This window comes from Pseudomonas sp. GW821-FHT01D09 (assembly GCF_059422465.1).
The window spans coordinates 1-15,837 of record NZ_JBWKWY010000019.1 but is presented as its reverse complement, the minus strand read 5'-3'; the positions used below and the strand labels follow the sequence as shown (position 1 = coordinate 15,837).

The 15,837-nt window shown below is 61.8% G+C and carries 17 protein-coding genes; 1 reads left to right on the top strand and 16 read right to left on the bottom strand.

All coding sequences use genetic code 11. The features are described 5' to 3' along the window. Window positions 1–4 precede the first annotated feature (4 nt). The 16 genes from hemN to ccoN (AC07W7_RS17190) all read right to left on the bottom strand — a co-directional run bounded on the left by hemN (window position 5) and on the right by ccoN (AC07W7_RS17190) (window position 14,934). On the bottom strand, window positions 5–1,387 hold the full coding sequence (gene hemN, locus AC07W7_RS17265; protein WP_495039756.1) for an oxygen-independent coproporphyrinogen III oxidase: 1,383 nt from the start codon (window positions 1,385–1,387) through the stop codon (window positions 5–7). Between the two features lie 102 nt (window positions 1,388–1,489). Then, a complete protein-coding gene (locus AC07W7_RS17260; RefSeq protein ID WP_099170758.1) occupies window positions 1,490–2,173 on the bottom strand; it encodes a sulfite exporter TauE/SafE family protein in 684 nt (227 codons plus the stop codon). After that, complete coding sequence (gene ccoS, locus AC07W7_RS17255) at window positions 2,166–2,393, bottom strand: cbb3-type cytochrome oxidase assembly protein CcoS (protein WP_057960320.1); 228 nt, start codon at window positions 2,391–2,393, stop codon at window positions 2,166–2,168. The genes AC07W7_RS17260 and ccoS overlap by 8 nt, the downstream gene beginning before the upstream one ends. Window positions 2,394–2,415: 22 nt before the next feature. Further along, on the bottom strand, window positions 2,416–4,866 hold the full coding sequence (locus tag AC07W7_RS17250; protein WP_495039755.1) for a heavy metal translocating P-type ATPase: 2,451 nt from the start codon (window positions 4,864–4,866) through the stop codon (window positions 2,416–2,418). Between the two features lie 142 nt (window positions 4,867–5,008). Next, on the bottom strand, window positions 5,009–5,548 hold the full coding sequence (locus AC07W7_RS17245) for a FixH family protein (protein ID WP_076961238.1): 540 nt from the start codon (window positions 5,546–5,548) through the stop codon (window positions 5,009–5,011). Between the two features lie 14 nt (window positions 5,549–5,562). Further along, entirely contained in the window at window positions 5,563–6,978 is a 1,416-nt protein-coding gene (gene ccoG, locus AC07W7_RS17240) for a cytochrome c oxidase accessory protein CcoG (protein ID WP_099170760.1), read from the bottom strand. A 207-nt stretch (window positions 6,979–7,185) separates the two neighbouring features. Next, complete coding sequence (locus AC07W7_RS17235; RefSeq protein WP_495039754.1) at window positions 7,186–7,596, bottom strand: type II toxin-antitoxin system VapC family toxin; 411 nt, start codon at window positions 7,594–7,596, stop codon at window positions 7,186–7,188. Continuing rightward, a complete protein-coding gene (locus tag AC07W7_RS17230; RefSeq protein WP_076961241.1) occupies window positions 7,596–7,850 on the bottom strand; it encodes a type II toxin-antitoxin system Phd/YefM family antitoxin in 255 nt (84 codons plus the stop codon). The genes AC07W7_RS17235 and AC07W7_RS17230 overlap by 1 nt, the downstream gene beginning before the upstream one ends. A 149-nt stretch (window positions 7,851–7,999) precedes the next feature. Next, complete coding sequence (ccoP, locus tag AC07W7_RS17225; RefSeq protein ID WP_076961242.1) at window positions 8,000–8,974, bottom strand: cytochrome-c oxidase, cbb3-type subunit III; 975 nt, start codon at window positions 8,972–8,974, stop codon at window positions 8,000–8,002. After that, a complete protein-coding gene (locus AC07W7_RS17220) occupies window positions 8,971–9,156 on the bottom strand; it encodes a CcoQ/FixQ family Cbb3-type cytochrome c oxidase assembly chaperone (RefSeq protein ID WP_003175465.1) in 186 nt (61 codons plus the stop codon). The genes ccoP (AC07W7_RS17225) and AC07W7_RS17220 overlap by 4 nt, the downstream gene beginning before the upstream one ends. A gap of 5 nt (window positions 9,157–9,161) precedes the next feature. Further along, complete coding sequence (gene ccoO, locus AC07W7_RS17215; RefSeq protein ID WP_076961243.1) at window positions 9,162–9,770, bottom strand: cytochrome-c oxidase, cbb3-type subunit II; 609 nt, start codon at window positions 9,768–9,770, stop codon at window positions 9,162–9,164. Then, window positions 9,770–11,212: a cytochrome-c oxidase, cbb3-type subunit I gene (ccoN, locus tag AC07W7_RS17210; RefSeq protein ID WP_076961244.1), complete on the bottom strand. Its 1,443-nt coding sequence runs from the start codon at window positions 11,210–11,212 to the stop codon at window positions 9,770–9,772. The genes ccoO (AC07W7_RS17215) and ccoN (AC07W7_RS17210) overlap by 1 nt, the downstream gene beginning before the upstream one ends. Window positions 11,213–11,748: 536 nt before the next feature. Continuing rightward, complete coding sequence (gene ccoP / locus AC07W7_RS17205) at window positions 11,749–12,672, bottom strand: cytochrome-c oxidase, cbb3-type subunit III (protein ID WP_076961245.1); 924 nt, start codon at window positions 12,670–12,672, stop codon at window positions 11,749–11,751. Then, window positions 12,669–12,887 carry a cbb3-type cytochrome oxidase subunit 3 gene (locus AC07W7_RS17200; protein ID WP_076961246.1) on the bottom strand — a complete coding sequence of 73 codons (219 nt, stop codon included), beginning with the start codon at window positions 12,885–12,887 and terminating at the stop codon, window positions 12,669–12,671. Before AC07W7_RS17200 ends, ccoP (AC07W7_RS17205) begins: the two co-directional genes overlap by 4 nt. 3 nt (window positions 12,888–12,890) lie before the next feature. Continuing rightward, window positions 12,891–13,499 carry a cytochrome-c oxidase, cbb3-type subunit II gene (gene ccoO, locus AC07W7_RS17195; protein ID WP_029300055.1) on the bottom strand — a complete coding sequence of 203 codons (609 nt, stop codon included), beginning with the start codon at window positions 13,497–13,499 and terminating at the stop codon, window positions 12,891–12,893. A gap of 10 nt (window positions 13,500–13,509) precedes the next feature. Further along, window positions 13,510–14,934 carry a cytochrome-c oxidase, cbb3-type subunit I gene (gene ccoN / locus AC07W7_RS17190; protein WP_076961247.1) on the bottom strand — a complete coding sequence of 475 codons (1,425 nt, stop codon included), beginning with the start codon at window positions 14,932–14,934 and terminating at the stop codon, window positions 13,510–13,512. Between the two features lie 79 nt (window positions 14,935–15,013). Here ccoN (AC07W7_RS17190) and AC07W7_RS17185 point away from each other — a divergent pair, with 79 nt between their 5' ends. Next, entirely contained in the window at window positions 15,014–15,706 is a 693-nt protein-coding gene (locus tag AC07W7_RS17185) for an alpha/beta family hydrolase (RefSeq protein ID WP_495039753.1), read from the top strand. The last annotated feature ends 131 nt before the right edge of the window (window positions 15,707–15,837 follow it).

Sequence of the window (15,837 nt, the reverse complement as noted above, 5' to 3'; positions counted from 1 at the left end):
CGGCTCAGATCACCCGTGAAAATCGTTGCCTATTGTGTTGCTCCAGATAGGCATCGAACACCATGCACACCGAGCGTACCAGCAGGCGCCCGGCCGGCAGCACCCGGATCCCCTTGGCGTCGAGTTCGATCAGGCCGTCACTGGCCATCACTTCCAGTTGTGGCCAGATCTGGGCGAAATAGCCGCGAAAATCCACGGTGAAGGCCTGCTCGATGCTGTCGAAGTCCAGGCTGAAGTGACAGATCAGCTGTTGAATCACCGCCCGCCGCAAACGATCGTCTGCGCTGCAGAGCAGGCCGCGGCTGGTGGCCAGTTGCGCCCCGGCCAAGGCGTTCTGGTAATGATTCAGGTCGCTGCTGTTCTGGCAGTACAAGTCACCAATCTGACTGATGGCCGAGACCCCGAGCCCGATCAAATCGCAATGGCCGTGGGTGGTGTAGCCCTGGAAATTGCGTTGCAGGGTAGATTCTTCCTGGGCAATGGCCAACTCGTCATCGGGTAGGGCGAAGTGGTCCATGCCGATGTAGTTGTAGCCGGCCGCCGTCAGCTGCTCAATGGTTTGCTCAAGCATCTGCAACTTGACGGCAGGGGTCGGCAGGTCTTCGCTGTTGATCCGCCGCTGGGACAGGAAACGTTCCGGCAGGTGGGCATAGTTGAATACCGACAGGCGGTCCGGTTGCAGGCTGATGACCTCGGCCACCGTCTGGGCGAAATGCTCGGGTGTCTGCTTGGGCAGGCCATAGATCAGGTCGATATTGATCGAGCGAAACTGCAGGGTGCGCGCGGCATCGATCACCGCGCGGGTCTCTTCCAGGCTTTGCAGGCGATTGACCGCCCGTTGCACTTCGGGGTCCAGGTCCTGCACGCCGATGCTCACCCGGTTGAAACCCAGTTCACGCAGCAGGCCCATGGTGGCCCAGTCGGCTTCCCGTGGGTCGATCTCGATGCCGTAGTCGCCAGAGTCGTCATCCAGCAGGTTGAAGTGTTGGCGCAGTTGCGCCATCAGCTGGCGCAATTCGTCGTGGCTGAGAAAGGTCGGGGTGCCGCCGCCAAAATGCAGTTGCTGCACCTGTTGGTTGGGGTCCAGGTGGCAGGCGACCAGTTGAATCTCTTGCTCCAGGCGTTGCAGGTAGGCCTGGGCGCGGCCCCGGTCCTTGGTGATGACTTTGTTGCAGGCGCAGTAGTAGCAGATATTGGCGCAGAACGGCACGTGCACATACAGCGACAGCGGGCGCACGGCCTTGCGGCTGTCGCGCAGGGCGTGTAGCAGGTCGAAGGTGCCGACCTGGCTGGTGAATTGCACGGCGGTGGGGTAGGAGGTGTAGCGCGGCCCCGCCAAATCGTAGCGATGAATCAGATCAGTGTCCCAACGAATGGCGTCGAGCATGCGGGCGTTCCCCGGATTGGCTAGTGGGCCGAGTCTAGGGGCATGGCTGGCGGGGCATCTTGATTTGTATCAACGGGGAGCGGCGCTATGCCACATGGCCTTTTAATGGCCCATCAGCCAGTGCTGATGGGGGCCGGGCAGCGTCCACAGGCCAAACAGGATCACCAGCAGGCCGCCGGCCATGCGCACGCTACGTTTGCGCAACAGCGCGGTGACACGCTCTGCCGCCAGCCCGGTGGCGAGCAATACCGGCCAGGTGCCGAGGCCGAAGGCGAGCATCAAAAGCCCGCTGTCCAGTGCATTGCCCTGGCTGGCGGCCCATAACAGTGTGCTGTAGACCAGGCCGCAGGGCAGCCAGCCCCACAGTGCGCCCAGCAGCAAGGCGCGGGGCAGGCTGGACACCGGCAGCAAACGGTTGGCAAACGGCTGGATATGGCGCCACAGGCCGCGCCCGAGGCTTTCAATACGGGTCAGGCCGCTCCACCAGCCGGCCAGGTACAGGCCCATGCTAATCAACAGCAGGCCGGCGAGGATACGCATGAACATCGCCGCCGGGCTGTTGGCCACGGCCCAGCCGGCCAGGCCGATCAAGACGCCAGCGGTGGCATAGCTGAGGATGCGTCCCAGGTTGTACGCCAGCAGCAGGCGAAAACGCCGGCTGCGCTGTTCCGGGGGGATGGCCAGGGTCAGCGCGCCCATCAGGCCGCCACACATGCCCAGGCAATGGCCGCCGCCCAGCAGGCCGAGGATCAGCGCGGAAACCAGCAGGGGCGCGAGGTCAAGCATGGGGCGGCGCCGGTTCGTCTGGCTTGGCCGGTGGCTGCGGGTGGCTGCTGGCCTCGTCGACAGCGGCCAGGTGCTTGGGGTCCTGGTCATCGAACAGCACGCTGTGGGCTGGCCCGTCGAGGTCGTCATACTGGCCGCTGTCCACCGCCCAGAAGAAGATGTAGATGGCGATGGCGACGATCAGCAGCGCCGCAGGAATCATTACGTAAAGAGCTGGCATCGCTACTCCAGGCCCGCGCGGCTCAAGCCGGCAGCGGGCGGGGCTGTGGGGTGGTGCTCGCGGCGCTGGCACGCGGCAGGCGAGTCAGGCGCAGGGCGTTGAGCACCACGGTCAACGAACTGAGGGACATGCCGATCGCGGCCCAGATCGGCGTGATCCAACCGAGGGCGGCAAACGGCAACATCAGGCCATTGTACAGCCCGGCCCACAGTAGGTTTTCAATGATGACCCGGCGCGTGCGCCGGGCCAGGCTGAAGGCTTGCACCAGGGCATCCAGGCGGTTGGACAACAGCACCGCATCGGCGCTGGTTTTCGCCAGGTCAGTGGCCGAGCCCATGGCCACGCTGATATCCGCGGCGGCCAAGACCGGCACGTCATTCACGCCGTCACCGAGCATCAATACCTTGCGGCCTTCCTTGTGCAGCTGTTGCAGCACTTGCAGCTTGTCATCCGGGCGCAGGCCGCCACGGGCTTCATCGATGCCCAATTCGGCGGCCACGCTGGCGACCATCGGCGAGCTGTCGCCCGACAGCAGCAAGGTGCGCCAGCCCCGCGCCTTGCACGCGGCCAGCAGTGCCGGCGCATCGCTGCGCAGGCGATCATCCAGGACAAACCAGGCCAGGGCGCCGCCGGTATCGCCCAGTAGCAGCCATTGGCCGGAATCTTGCGGCGAATCGGGCATCGCACAGCCGCTTAATTCACACACGAAACCAGGCTGGCCGATGCGCAGCAGGCGTTCGCCGACCCGGCCTTCGAGCCCCAGGCCCGGGGTGCTGAGCACCTCATCAGCCGCCAGCGGGGCACGGCCAAAAGCCCGGGCAATCGGGTGTTCGGAGCGGTTTTCGAGGGCGGCGGCCAGGGCCAGGGCCAGGTCGCTGCTCATCGCGCCCAGTGGCCGGATGGCACGCAGGGCCAGGCGGCCTTCAGTGAGGGTGCCGGTCTTGTCGAAAATCACCGTGTCGATCTGGTTCAAGCCTTCGAGCACATGGCCACGGGTCAGCAGCAGGCCGAGTTTGTGCAGGGTGCCGGTGGCGGCGGTCAGTGCGGTGGGGGTTGCCAGGGACAGGGCGCACGGGCAGGTTGCCACCAGCATCGCCAGGACAATCCAGAACGCCCGCGACGCATCCAGCTCCCACCACAACAGGCCAATCACCGCGGCGGCGATCAGCGAGCAGAGCAGGAACCATTGTGCGGCGCGGTCGGCGATTTGGGCCAGGCGTGGTTTTTCGGCCTGGGCCCGTTCCAGCAGGCGCACGATGGCCGACAAGCGGGTGTCGTGGCCCAGGGCGCGCACTTGCACGGTTAACGGGCCTTCGACATTGAGGGTGCCGGCGGTGATGCTGTCGCCGGCCTGTCGCGGTTGTGGCAGGTATTCGCCGGTGAGCAGGGATTCATCGATGCTCGACTGTCCCTCCAGGATCACCCCGTCGGCCGGCAGGATGGCACCCGGATGCACCAGCACCCGGTCGCCCAGGGCCAGTTCGGTGAGCAGGATACGTTCGCTCTGGCCATCGTGTTTGAGGCGCAGGCACGAGGCGGGCAGCAGGTTGACCAGTTGGGCGGTGGCGGCGGCGGTGCGTTCCCGGGCGCGGCGCTCCAGGTAACGCCCGGCCAGCAGGAACAGGGCGAACATGCCCACGGCATCGAAATACAGCTCGCCCACCCCCGTGATGGCCGTCCAGATGCCCGCCAGGTAAGCGCCGCCGATGGCCAGCGACACCGAGACATCCATGGTCAGGTGGCGGGTGCGCAGGTCGCGCATGGCGCCCTTGAAGAACGGCGCGCAGCTGTAGAACACAATGGGGGTGGTCAGAAACAGCGCGACCCAGCGCAGGATCTCGTGCAGCTCGGGGCTCAGGTCGATATTGAATTCCGGCCAGGTGGCCATGGTCGCCATCATCGCCTGGAACCAGAGCAGGCCGGCCACGCCCAGTTGGCGCAGGGCCAGGCGGTTTTCACTGGCCAGTTGTTCGGCGGCGCGGTCGGCTTGATACGGGTGGGCGGCGTAGCCGATCTGGCGCAACTCGCTGAGCACCTGGCTCAACGGCAATTGCCCGTCGGCCCAGCGCACGTGCAGGCGATGGTTGGACAGGTTCAGCCGCGCCTCGGCCACGGCGGGCAGGCTGTGCAGGTGTTTCTCGATCAGCCAGCCACAGGCGGCGCAACTGATGCCTTCCATCAACAGGGTGGCTTCGGCCAGGTCGCCGTCGTGGCGCACGAAGGGTTTTTGCACATCGGCGCGGTCGTACAGTGCCAGTTCGTCCAGCAACTGCACGGGCAGGGCTTCGGGGTTGGCCGAGGCCTCGCTGCGGTGTTGGTAATAGCTTTGCAGCCCGCCTGCGACAATCGCCTCGGCCACCGCCTGGCAACCCGGGCAGCAGAGCTCGCGGGGCTCGCCGAGGATCACCGCGGTAAAGCGGCTGCCGGGCGGGACGGGGAGGGCGCAGTGGTAGCAGGGGGTTGGGCTGGTCATGGTTCTGGATCTGTGTGGGCGGGGAGGGCCGCATCGCCGGCAAGTCGAATCGTCGCACCGCCGCTCCCACATTTGATCGCGATCTCCTGTGGGAGCGGCGGTGCGACGATTCGACTTGCTCGCGATGCGCGAAGCGCGGCTGTCAGTTCTTCAGGTCTTCAGCACCCTGCAACGGCTCGTCACCCAGCTTCAGGTCCGTGCCGTGGCTGACGTCTTCTTCCTCAAACATGCGCCAGGTGCGGTCGCCTTCCACCCCCAGCAGTTCGACGAAGCGCCGGCCCTCGACCTTGTCGGTCACCTGGCCAATATAGCGCCCCGGCTCGCTCTGGCTGCGGGTGAGTACGACCTTGCGGTCCTTCTCCGGCTGGGTCGGCGAAATCAGGTTCAGTTCCAGGGTGGTCGGCCCGCTGTTGCCGGTGAGGAACAGTTCCACTTCGCCGGTCAGTTCATCCAAATGCATGTTGGCGCGCATTTGCAGGGTCTGGGCCAGCAATTCGCGGTCCAGGGAGCGGTTGATGCCTTTGCCGGCCTCGTAGTAATTGTCGTTGACCAGGTTGACCGGGTGGTTCACCGCAATGGTCACCATGGACAGGGTCAGCGTCACCGAGCAGGCCAGGATGGCAATGATGATCCAGGGCCAGAGGTGCTTGTACCAGGGGCTTGCGGCAGTTGCTACGGGCATTGTTCTGCTCTCTTTTAACGAATTTGTGGGCCGATGAACCGGCTCTTGGCTTCTACGTGGATGCTGTCATCGTCAGCATCCTTGAGGATGAATTTCACCTCGTTGGTGCTCGACGGCATTTGTTCTGGCGCGCTCGACAGCTCCACCGGCAGGGTGAAGATTTCCCCGGCGGCAACCTTGATCTCGCGCTTGCCTTGCAGCTTGAGGTCCGGCAGGCCGCTGGCGTCCAGCACATAGGTGTGGTCGCGCTGGTCCTTGTTCATGATTTTCAGGCTGTAGACGTTCTCGATCCGCCCTTCGGCGTTTTCGCGGTACAGCACGCGGTCCTTGCTGACATCGAAACCCACCAGTGAGCGCATGAAGAACGCCGTGGCCAGCAGGCTGATCATCGCCAGCAGCACCAGCGCATAGCCGATCAGGCGTGGGCGCAACTTATGGGTTTTTTGCCCCGACAGGTTATGTTCGGTGGTGTAGCTGATCAACCCGCGAGGGTAGTCCATCTTGTCCATGATGGTGTCGCAGGCGTCGATGCAGGCGGCGCAGCCAATGCACTCGATCTGCAGGCCGTCACGGATGTCGATCCCGGTGGGGCAGACCTGCACGCACATGGTGCAGTCGATGCAATCCCCCAGGCCCTGGGCCTTGTAGTCGACGCCTTTCTTGCGTGGGCCACGCACTTCGCCACGACGTGGGTCGTAGGACACGATCAGGGTGTCCTTGTCGAACATCACGCTCTGGAAGCGCGCATACGGACACATGTAGATGCACACTTGCTCGCGCAGCCAGCCGGCGTTGCCGTAGGTGGCGAGGGTGAAGAAGCCGACCCAGAAGTACGACCAGCCATCGGCCTGGCCGGTGAAGAACTCGAACACCAGCTCGCGGATCGGCGAGAAATAGCCGACAAAGGTCATGCCAGTGACAAAGCCGATCAACAGCCACAGCGTGTGTTTGCTGAGTTTGCGCAGGAACTTGTTGGCGCTCATCGGCGCCTTGTCCAGCTTGATCCGTTGGTTGCGGTCGCCTTCGGTGACCTTTTCGCACCACATGTAGATCCAGGTCCACACGCTTTGCGGGCAGGTGTAGCCGCACCAGATACGCCCGGCGTACACGGTGATAAAGAACAGGCCGAAGGCCGAGATGATCAGGATGCCCGACAGCAGGATGAAATCCTGGGGCCAGAATGTCGCACCGAAAATAAAGAACTTACGCTCCGGCAGGTTCCACCAGACAGCCTGGTGCCCGCCCCAGTTCAGCCACACCGTACCGAAGTACAGCAGGAACAACCCGGCGCCGCCGAGCATCCGCAGATTGCGGAACATCCCGGTGAAGGCACGGGTGTAGATTTTCTCCCGCGAGGCGTAGAGATCGACGGTGTCGCTGGTTTTTTTGGCAGGCGGGGTAACGTCATGTACCGGAATCTGGTTGCTCATCATTGCATCCCACGGCAGTGGAGATTTGCCTTGGCCAGTACGTGCCGGCCAGGGTCAAAATAGGGGTCTTGCAGTGGCGTAATGATACGCCTGTAGTACCGATGAACGGGTGCGACCTTTGGTCGCGTTGGGGGAAATCAATTGATGGTGTACGTGACTTGAATCAATTGACAGGATGAGTATGGACGTTTTTTCAGGGCCTGAAGGTCATTCGTCCCATGGGTTGATCAGTGTCACACCACTGCCTTGGAAGTCGGCGACATTGCGGGTGACCACGGTCAGGCCGTGAACCAGAGCGGTTGCGGCGATCAGTGCATCACTTTCGTTGGTTCGATCCGGTACATGCAGGCTGGCACAGCGCAGTGCCACGGCCGCGTCAATCGGCAGGATCCTGGCATCGAAGGCCGGCATGACATGGCGTTTGAGCCAGGTGCGCAAGACCTTGCCTTGTACGGGGTCACGGCGCTCCATGCGCAGCACCCCGGTCTCCAGTTCCTTCAAGGTAATCGCCGAAATATACAGGCGCGGCGCGGCGACGGTTTTGGCCCAGGCCACCACATTTTTGTCGGCCTGGGGTTTGCGTAACTCGGAAATGACGTTGGTATCGAGCAGATACATCAAGAGAGGTCCACGGGTCGATCAATGATCACGGCGCGCTCGGTTTCAAACTCGATGTCCGCCGCCTCTGGCATCATCAACAGGTCAACAATATCGGCGTTGAGGCCTGTCAATTTTTGGTAGTCCTCAATACTTAGCAGTACATGGGCAGGCTTGCCTCGGTCGGTGATAAAAACCGGTCCTTGGCGCGCGGCTTTTTTGGCACCGCTTGTGTCTTGGTTAAATTCGCGGCTGGAGATTGTCGTAATTGTCATGGAGCGCCTCCCAGCGGGATGGGTGAATGTAGTTACGTTACTACGTTGAAGTGGCGAGCTTCAAGCGGTCGATGCGCTTCACCAGATACAAAAAAGCCCCGCCAGCATGCACTGTACGGAGCTTTTTCTTGCAGCTTGCAGCCTAAAGCTTACTTCTGCTCTGGCTGCTCTTTGTGCGACAGGCTGTAAACATACGCCGCCAGCAAATGCACCTTGTCGTTACCTTGCAGGTGCTCTTGTGCAGGCATCTGGCCCTGGCGGCCGTAACGGATGGTCTGCTGCAGTTGCGCGAAGCTGGAGCCGTAGATGAACGCGCCCGGGTGGGTCAGGTCCGGCGCGCCCATGGCAGGGGTGCCTTTACCGGTCGGGCCGTGGCAGGCCACGCAGTTGGTGGCGAACAACTTCTCGCCGTTGGCCACGTCGGCCTTGGCGCCTTCCGGCAGTTTGCGGCCATCGAGGTTGGTCAGCACGAAGCCGGCCACGTCGGCCACGCCTTGTTCACCGATGACTTCAGCCCAGCCTGGCATCACCGCATGGCGGCCCGCCATGATGGTGGCCTTGATAGTTTCCGGCTCGCCGCCCCAGCGCCAGTCGGCGTCGGTCAGGTTGGGGAAGCCATAGGCGCCCTTGGCGTCGGAACCGTGGCAGACCGAGCAGTTGGAGGCGAACAAGCGGCCACCCATCTTCAGGGCTTGCGGGTCCTTGGCCACTTCTTCAATGGGCATGGCTGCGAATTTGGCGAAGATCGGCCCGAACTTGGCGTCCGAGCGCGCCATTTCCTTTTCCCACTCGTGCACGCCGGTCCAGCCGCTCTGGCCGTTGGCGAACTGGGTTTGCTTGTCGTTATCGAGGTAGGCATAGCCCGGCAGCAGGCCTTTCCAGTTGCCCAGGCCGGGGTATAGCACCAGGTAACCCAGGGCAAACACGATGGTGCCGACGAACAGCATGAACCACCACTTGGGCAGTGGGTTGTCGTATTCCTCGATACCATCGAACGAGTGGCCAACGGTCTCGTCGGTTTGTTCGGCGCGCTGGCCCTTGCGGGTCGACAGCAGCAGCCAGGTCAGGGCAAAAATGGTACCCAGACTGAGGACTGTGACGTACAGACTCCAGAACGTAGTCATTCTTTGTTACTCCTAGAAGCTTGCTCGACGTGCTTGATGGCTTCGGGATCATCCGCAAAAGGCAACAAGGTCGCGTCTTCAAACTCTGACTTGCGCTTGGGGCTGAACACCCACAAGGCCAGGCCGATAAAGGCCACCATCACGACAACGGTGCCCAGGCCTCGAATCATCCCGATATCCATTCAGATCACCGTTTGCTTTTGATGATGGTGCCCAGGCCTTGCAGGTAGGCCACCAGCGCGTCCATTTCGGTCTTGCCCTTGACGGCTGCCTGGGCACCGGCGATGTCTTCGTCGGTGTAAGGCACGCCGAGGGTGCGCAAGACTTCCATTTTCTTGGCAGTGTCTTTGCCGTCGAGCTTGTTTTCCACGAGGAACGGGTACGCCGGCATTTTCGACTCGGGCACCACGTTGCGCGGGTTGTACAAGTGCGCACGCTGCCAGTCATCGGAGTAACGACCGCCAACCCGGGCCAGGTCCGGGCCGGTACGCTTGGAACCCCACAGGAACGGGTGGTCCCACACGCTTTCACCGGCGACCGAGTAGTGGCCGTAGCGTTCGGTTTCGGCACGGAACGGGCGGATCATCTGCGAGTGGCACTGTACGCAGCCGTTGGCGATGTAGATGTCGCGGCCTTCCAGTTCAAGGGCGGTGCGCGGCTTCATGCCTTCGACCGGCTTGTTGGTCACGTCCTGGAAAAACAGCGGAACGATCTGGGTCAGGCCGCCGATACTCACGGCGATGACCATGAAGAAGGCCAGCAGGCCGATATTCTTCTCGACTACTTCATGCTTCATCAGTGGGCTCCCACAACAGCGATCTTGGTGGCGGCTTCAGCGGCTACAGGGTCTGCCGCACGCACGGTGCGCCACACGTTGTAGGCCATGAACAGCATGCCGCTGGCAAAGAACGCGCCGCCTAAGGCACGCACGATGAAACCAGGATGGCTGGCTTGCAGCGCTTCGACGAAGGAGTAGGTGAGGGTGCCGTCGTCGTTGATCGCACGCCACATCAGGCCCTGGGTGATGCCGTTGACCCACATCGAGGCGATGTACAGCACCGTGCCGATAGTGGCCAGCCAGAAGTGGGTATTGATCAGGCTGATGCTGTGCATCTGCGCCCGGCCGTAGAGCTTGGGAATCATGTGGTACAGCGCGCCGATGGAGATCATCGCTACCCAGCCCAGAGCGCCGGCGTGTACGTGGCCGATGGTCCAGTCGGTGTAGTGGGACAGGGCGTTGACGGTCTTGATCGCCATCATCGGGCCTTCAAAGGTCGACATGCCGTAGAACGCCAGCGACACCACCAAAAAGCGCAGGATCGGGTCGGTGCGCAGCTTATGCCAGGCGCCCGAGAGGGTCATCATGCCGTTGATCATGCCGCCCCAGCTGGGCGCCAGCAGGATGATCGACATGGCCATGCCCAGGGACTGTGCCCAGTCCGGCAACGCGGTGTAGTGCAGGTGGTGAGGACCGGCCCAGATATACAGGGTGATCAGCGCCCAGAAGTGCACGATGGACAGGCGATAGGAGTAGATCGGACGCTCGGCCTGTTTTGGCACGAAGTAGTACATCATCCCCAGGAAACCGGTGGTCAGGAAGAAGCCTACGGCGTTGTGGCCGTACCACCACTGGATCATCGCATCGGTCGCACCGGCGTAGGCCGAGTAGGACTTGAAGAAACTCACCGGCAAGGACGCGTGGTTGACGATGTGCAGCATCGCCGTCACGACGATGAATGCGCCGTAGAACCAGTTACCGACGTAGATGTGCTTGGTCTTGCGCTTGACGATGGTGCCAAAGAACACAATGCCGTAGACCACCCAGACAATCGCCAGAAGGATGGCAAGGGGCCATTCCAATTCCGCGTATTCCTTGGTGGTGGTGAAACCCATTGGCAGGGTGATGATGGCGCCGATGATGACCGCTTGCCAGCCCCAGAAGGTGAAGGCAGCCAGGCCATCGGAAATCAGTCGCGTCTGGCAGGTTCGCTGCACGACATAGTAGGAAGTGGCAAACAGTGCACATCCGCCGAAGGCGAAGATCACCAGGTTGGTGTGCAGTGGGCGTAGGCGTCCAAACGTCGTCCATGGCAGGTCGAAGTTCAACTCCGGCCAGACCAGTTGCGAGGCGATGAAGACACCGAGCCCCATGCCAAGGATCCCCCAGACCACCGTCATGATGGCGAACTGGCGGACTACCTTATAGTTATAAGCAGTCGGACTGATTGCTGTGCTCATTCTAAGGTTCCACGGTTTAGGTGTTTTATTAGGATAAAAATCGGTCGCAAGTATGGAGAAAGCGAGGTGCCATTGCAACGTAACGCTGACCTGCGTCAATGCTTTACAAACCAGATTCTGCGCCCTTTCCATGTTTGGCGTAAGGACAAAATCCAAAATGAAAAGCTGACGGGTTGGACAGGAATTTTGAGCGGACGCAGGTCCTTGCGCCGAGGTCAGTGCAAACACGCTGGCGGGGGGATGAGCGGTCAATGGCGCGATAGCCGGTCACTGCCAGCCTTTGCGCCTGTCACCCTGCTGGAGCGTTTGACTCGTCGAGTGCAAGTCGAGCTGCGACCGACCAACGCCGGCCCACTGTCGAAACAAGCGTAGACCCGAATGGCGAGAGGGGAAAGGTGTGCTTTGGAAGGGTGCGACAATGGGGCGCAGGGCGCAGTGGTGAGTAGCAAGCGGCAAGCGGAAAGTTTGGAGCGGGGAGGGAGAGGGCTGCAAGAGCCGAGTTGAGAACCCTTCTCTTGCAGCTTGCAGCTTGTAGCTTACTTCTGCTCCTTCTGCGACAGACTGTAAACGTAAGCCGCCAACAGATGAACCTTGTCATTGCCTTGCAGGGCTTCCTGCGCCGGCATCTGGCCCTGGCGGCCGTGGCGGATGGTCTGTTGCAACTGCGCCAGGCTGGTGCCGTAGATGAACCCGGCAGGTTGCGTCAGGTTCGGCGCGCCCATGGCTTCGACACCGTGGCCCTCTGGGCCGTGGCAAGCCACGCAGGTGGTGTCGAACGCTTGCTTGCCAGCGGCCAGGTCGACTTTGCTGTCAGCCGGCAGCGGCAACTTGGCCAGGTCTTGGCGTACATAGGCGGCGACGTTTTTCACTCCGTCTTCGCCCAGTACTTCACCCCAGGCCGGCATGGCGGCATGGCGACCGTTCATGATGGTCAGCTTGATTGCATCGGCCGAACCACCCCAGCGCCAGTTGTTGTCCGCCAGGTTCGGGAAGCCATAGGCACCCTTGGCGTCAGAGCCGTGGCACACCGCGCAATTGGAGGCAAACAGGCGGCCGCCCATTTTCAACGCTTGCGGGTCCTTAGCCACTTCTTCCACGGGCATGGCGGCAAATTTGGCGAAGATCGGCCCAAACTTGGCGTCGGCCTTGGCCATTTCTTTGTCCCATTCCTTGTTTTGCGTCCAGCCGTCTTCATAGCCCGGCAAGACGCCTTTCCAGTTGCCCAGGCCGGGATAGAGGATCAGGTAGCCGACGGCAAACACCAGGGTGCCGGCGAACAACAGGAACCACCATTGGGGCAGGGGGTTGTCGTACTCCTCAATCCCGTCGAAGGCGTGGCCCATGGTCTGGTCGACGCTGCCCTTGGTCTCGCCCTTGCGGGTGCCGAACAGCAGCCAGGTCAGGCCGATCAGGCTGCCCAGGGTCAGTACACAGATCCATGTACTCCAAAAGGTAGTCATGGCCGAATGCTCCTTGTTACAGGCTCTTCTTGAGCGTCGGATGGGGTGTCGATGGCGTCAGGCTTAGGCTCATCGGCAAATGGCAGCAGGCAGGCCTCGGCGAACTCCGGGTTGCGCTTGGCGTTGAACACCCACAGCGACAGGCCGATGAAGGCAATCGCCACCACCAGCGTGCCGAGGCCGCGGATCATTCCGGTATCCAGTTCAAAACCCATGGTTCACCTCTTGCTCTTGATTGCAGTGCCGAGCACTTGCAGGTAGGAGACCAGAGCGTCCATTTCGGTCTTGCCCTTGAGGCTGTCCACGGCCGCGGTGATGTCCGCGTCGGTGTACGGCACGCCGAGGGTGCGCATGACCTTGAGCTTGGTTTCGGTGTGGCTGCTGTCGACCTGGGCGGTGACCAGCCATGGGTAGGCCGGCATCTTCGACTCAGGCACGACGTTGCGCGGGTTGTACAAGTGCGCGCGGTGCCAGTCGTCGGAGTAGCGTGCGCCCACCCGGGCCAGGTCCGGCCCGGTACGCTTGGAGCCCCACAGGAACGGGTGGTCCCACACGCTTTCGCCGGCGACCGAGTAGTGGCCGTAGCGTTCGGTCTCGGCGCGGAACGGCCGGATCATCTGCGAGTGACACTGTACACAGCCTTCGCGGATGTAGATGTCACGGCCTTCCAGTTGCAGCGCGGTGTAGGGCTTCATGCCTTCGACCGGCTTGTTGGTCACGTCCTGGAAGAACAGCGGGACGATCTGCGTCAGGCCGCCGATACTCACGGCGAGCACCATCAGCAGCATCAGCAGGCCGACGTTCTTTTCAATCGTTTCGTGTTTCATCATCGACTCCTCAGGCCATCTGCGCCGCAGCGGCCACTTCGGCAGGTTGTGCCGAACGCACGGTGCGCCAAGTGTTGTAAGCCATCAGGAACATGCCGCTGAGGAAGATCGCCCCGCCCACCAACCGCACGATGAAGCCTGGGTGGCTGGCCACCAGGGTTTCGACGAAGGAATAGGTCAAGGTGCCGTCTTCGTTGACCGCACGCCACATCAGGCCCTGGGCAATGCCGTTGACCCACATCGAAGCGATGTAGAGCACGGTGCCGATGGTGGCCAGCCAGAAGTGCGCGTTGATCAGGCCGAGGCTGTACATCTGCTCGCGACCGAAGACTTTCGGGATCATGTGGTACAGCGCGCCGATGGAAATCATCGCCACCCAACCCAGAGCGCCGGCGTGTACGTGGCCGATGGTCCAGTCGGTGTAGTGGGACAGGGCGTTAACGGTCTTGATCGCCATCATCGGCCCTTCAAAGGTCGACATGCCGTAGAACGCCAGCGATACAACGAGGAAGCGCAGGATCGGGTCGCTGCGCAGCTTATGCCAGGCGCCCGAGAGGGTCATCATGCCGTTGATCATGCCGCCCCAGCTTGGCGCCAGCAGAACCAGTGACATCACCATGCCCAGGGACTGTGCCCAGTCTGGCAACGCGGTGTAGTGCAGGTGGTGCGGACCGGCCCAGATGTACAGGGTGATCAGTGCCCAGAAGTGCACGATGGACAGGCGATAGGAGTAAACCGGACGCTCGGCCTGTTTCGGCACGAAGTAGTACATCATCCCCAAAAAGCCCGCAGTGAGGAAGAAACCTACGGCGTTATGGCCGTACCACCACTGCACCATGGCATCCGTCGCACCACCGTAGAGGGAGTAGGACTTGGTCAGGCTGACCGGGATTTCCAGGTTGTTGACGATATGCAGGATCGCCACGGTGATGATGAACGAACCGAAGAACCAGTTGCCCACGTAGATGTGCTTGGTGTTGCGCTTGGCCACGGTGCCGAAGAACACGATGGCATAGGCGACCCAGACGATGGTGATCAGGATGTCGATCGGCCATTCCAGCTCGGCGTATTCCTTGGAGCTGGTGTAGCCCAGCGGCAAGCTGACCGCTGCCAGTACAATCACCAATTGCCAGCCCCAGAAGCAGAACGCGGCGACTTTCGGCGCGAACAGCTGGGTCTGGCAGGTGCGTTGTACCGCGTAGAAGGAGCTGGCAAACAGCGCACAGCCACCAAACGCGAAAATCACTGCGTTGGTGTGCAGTGGGCGCAATCGACCGAAACTGGTCCAAGGCAGGTTGAAGTTGAGTTCGGGCCATACCAACTGGGCAGCGAGAAAAACCCCGAGCCCCATGCCGACGATGCCCCACACCACCGTCATAATGGCGAATTGGCGGACCACCTTGTAGTTATAGGCGGTACTTAAAGTAGTGTTCATGGTTCCCCATCCACGGTTCAACCCAAGCAGATACGGCACTTGGGCTGGAGTTATAGGCAGACTAAAAAGCGAGGTAAGCATGGGCAAAGAGCACAAGGCCAGTATTGACGGGGATCAATGGGCGCAGTGTGTGCGTGAACACGGGTGGTTGTGGAATGCGGCCACGAGCGTTGACGCGGGCCAATCACCGACGCTGATCCTGGCTCACGGTGCCGGCGCGCCGATGGATTCGGGCTTTATGGGCGACATGGCTGCACGCCTTGCCGGGCATGGGGTCAACGTGTTGCGCTTCGAGTTTCCCTACATGGTCCAGCGCCGTGTGGACGGTGGCAAACGCCCACCGAACCCGGCCCCCAGACTGCTGGAATGCTGGCGCGAGGTGTATGCCCAGGTGCGACGTCATGTCGCTGGGCCGCTGGCTATCGGCGGCAAGTCCATGGGCGGGCGCATGGCCAGTTTACTGGCCGATGAACTGGCGGTTGATGCGCTGGTGTGCCTGGGTTATCCATTCTATGCGGTGGGCAAGCCGGACAAGCCCCGGGTCGAGCACCTGGCCGGGCTGAAGACGCCGACCTTGATTGTGCAGGGCGAGCGCGATGCGTTGGGCAATCGGGCGGCGGTGCAGGGTTATGTGCTGTCGCCGGGCATCGAGGTGATGTGGCTGGTGGCGGGGGATCATGATCTGAAGCCGTTGAAGGCTTCGGGGTTTACCCATGAGCAGCATTTGGAGGCTGCGGCGGGGAAGGTGGCTGGGTTTCTCGGCGCCCGTTAGGGCCTCATCGCAGGCAAGCCAGCTCCCACATTTTGATCTGTGAATACATTCAAAATGTGGGAGCAACTGTCTTCAACATGCCATTCGTCACCTCCATTCGGTGCCGTCACGCAGCATGGCATTCAGTCTGA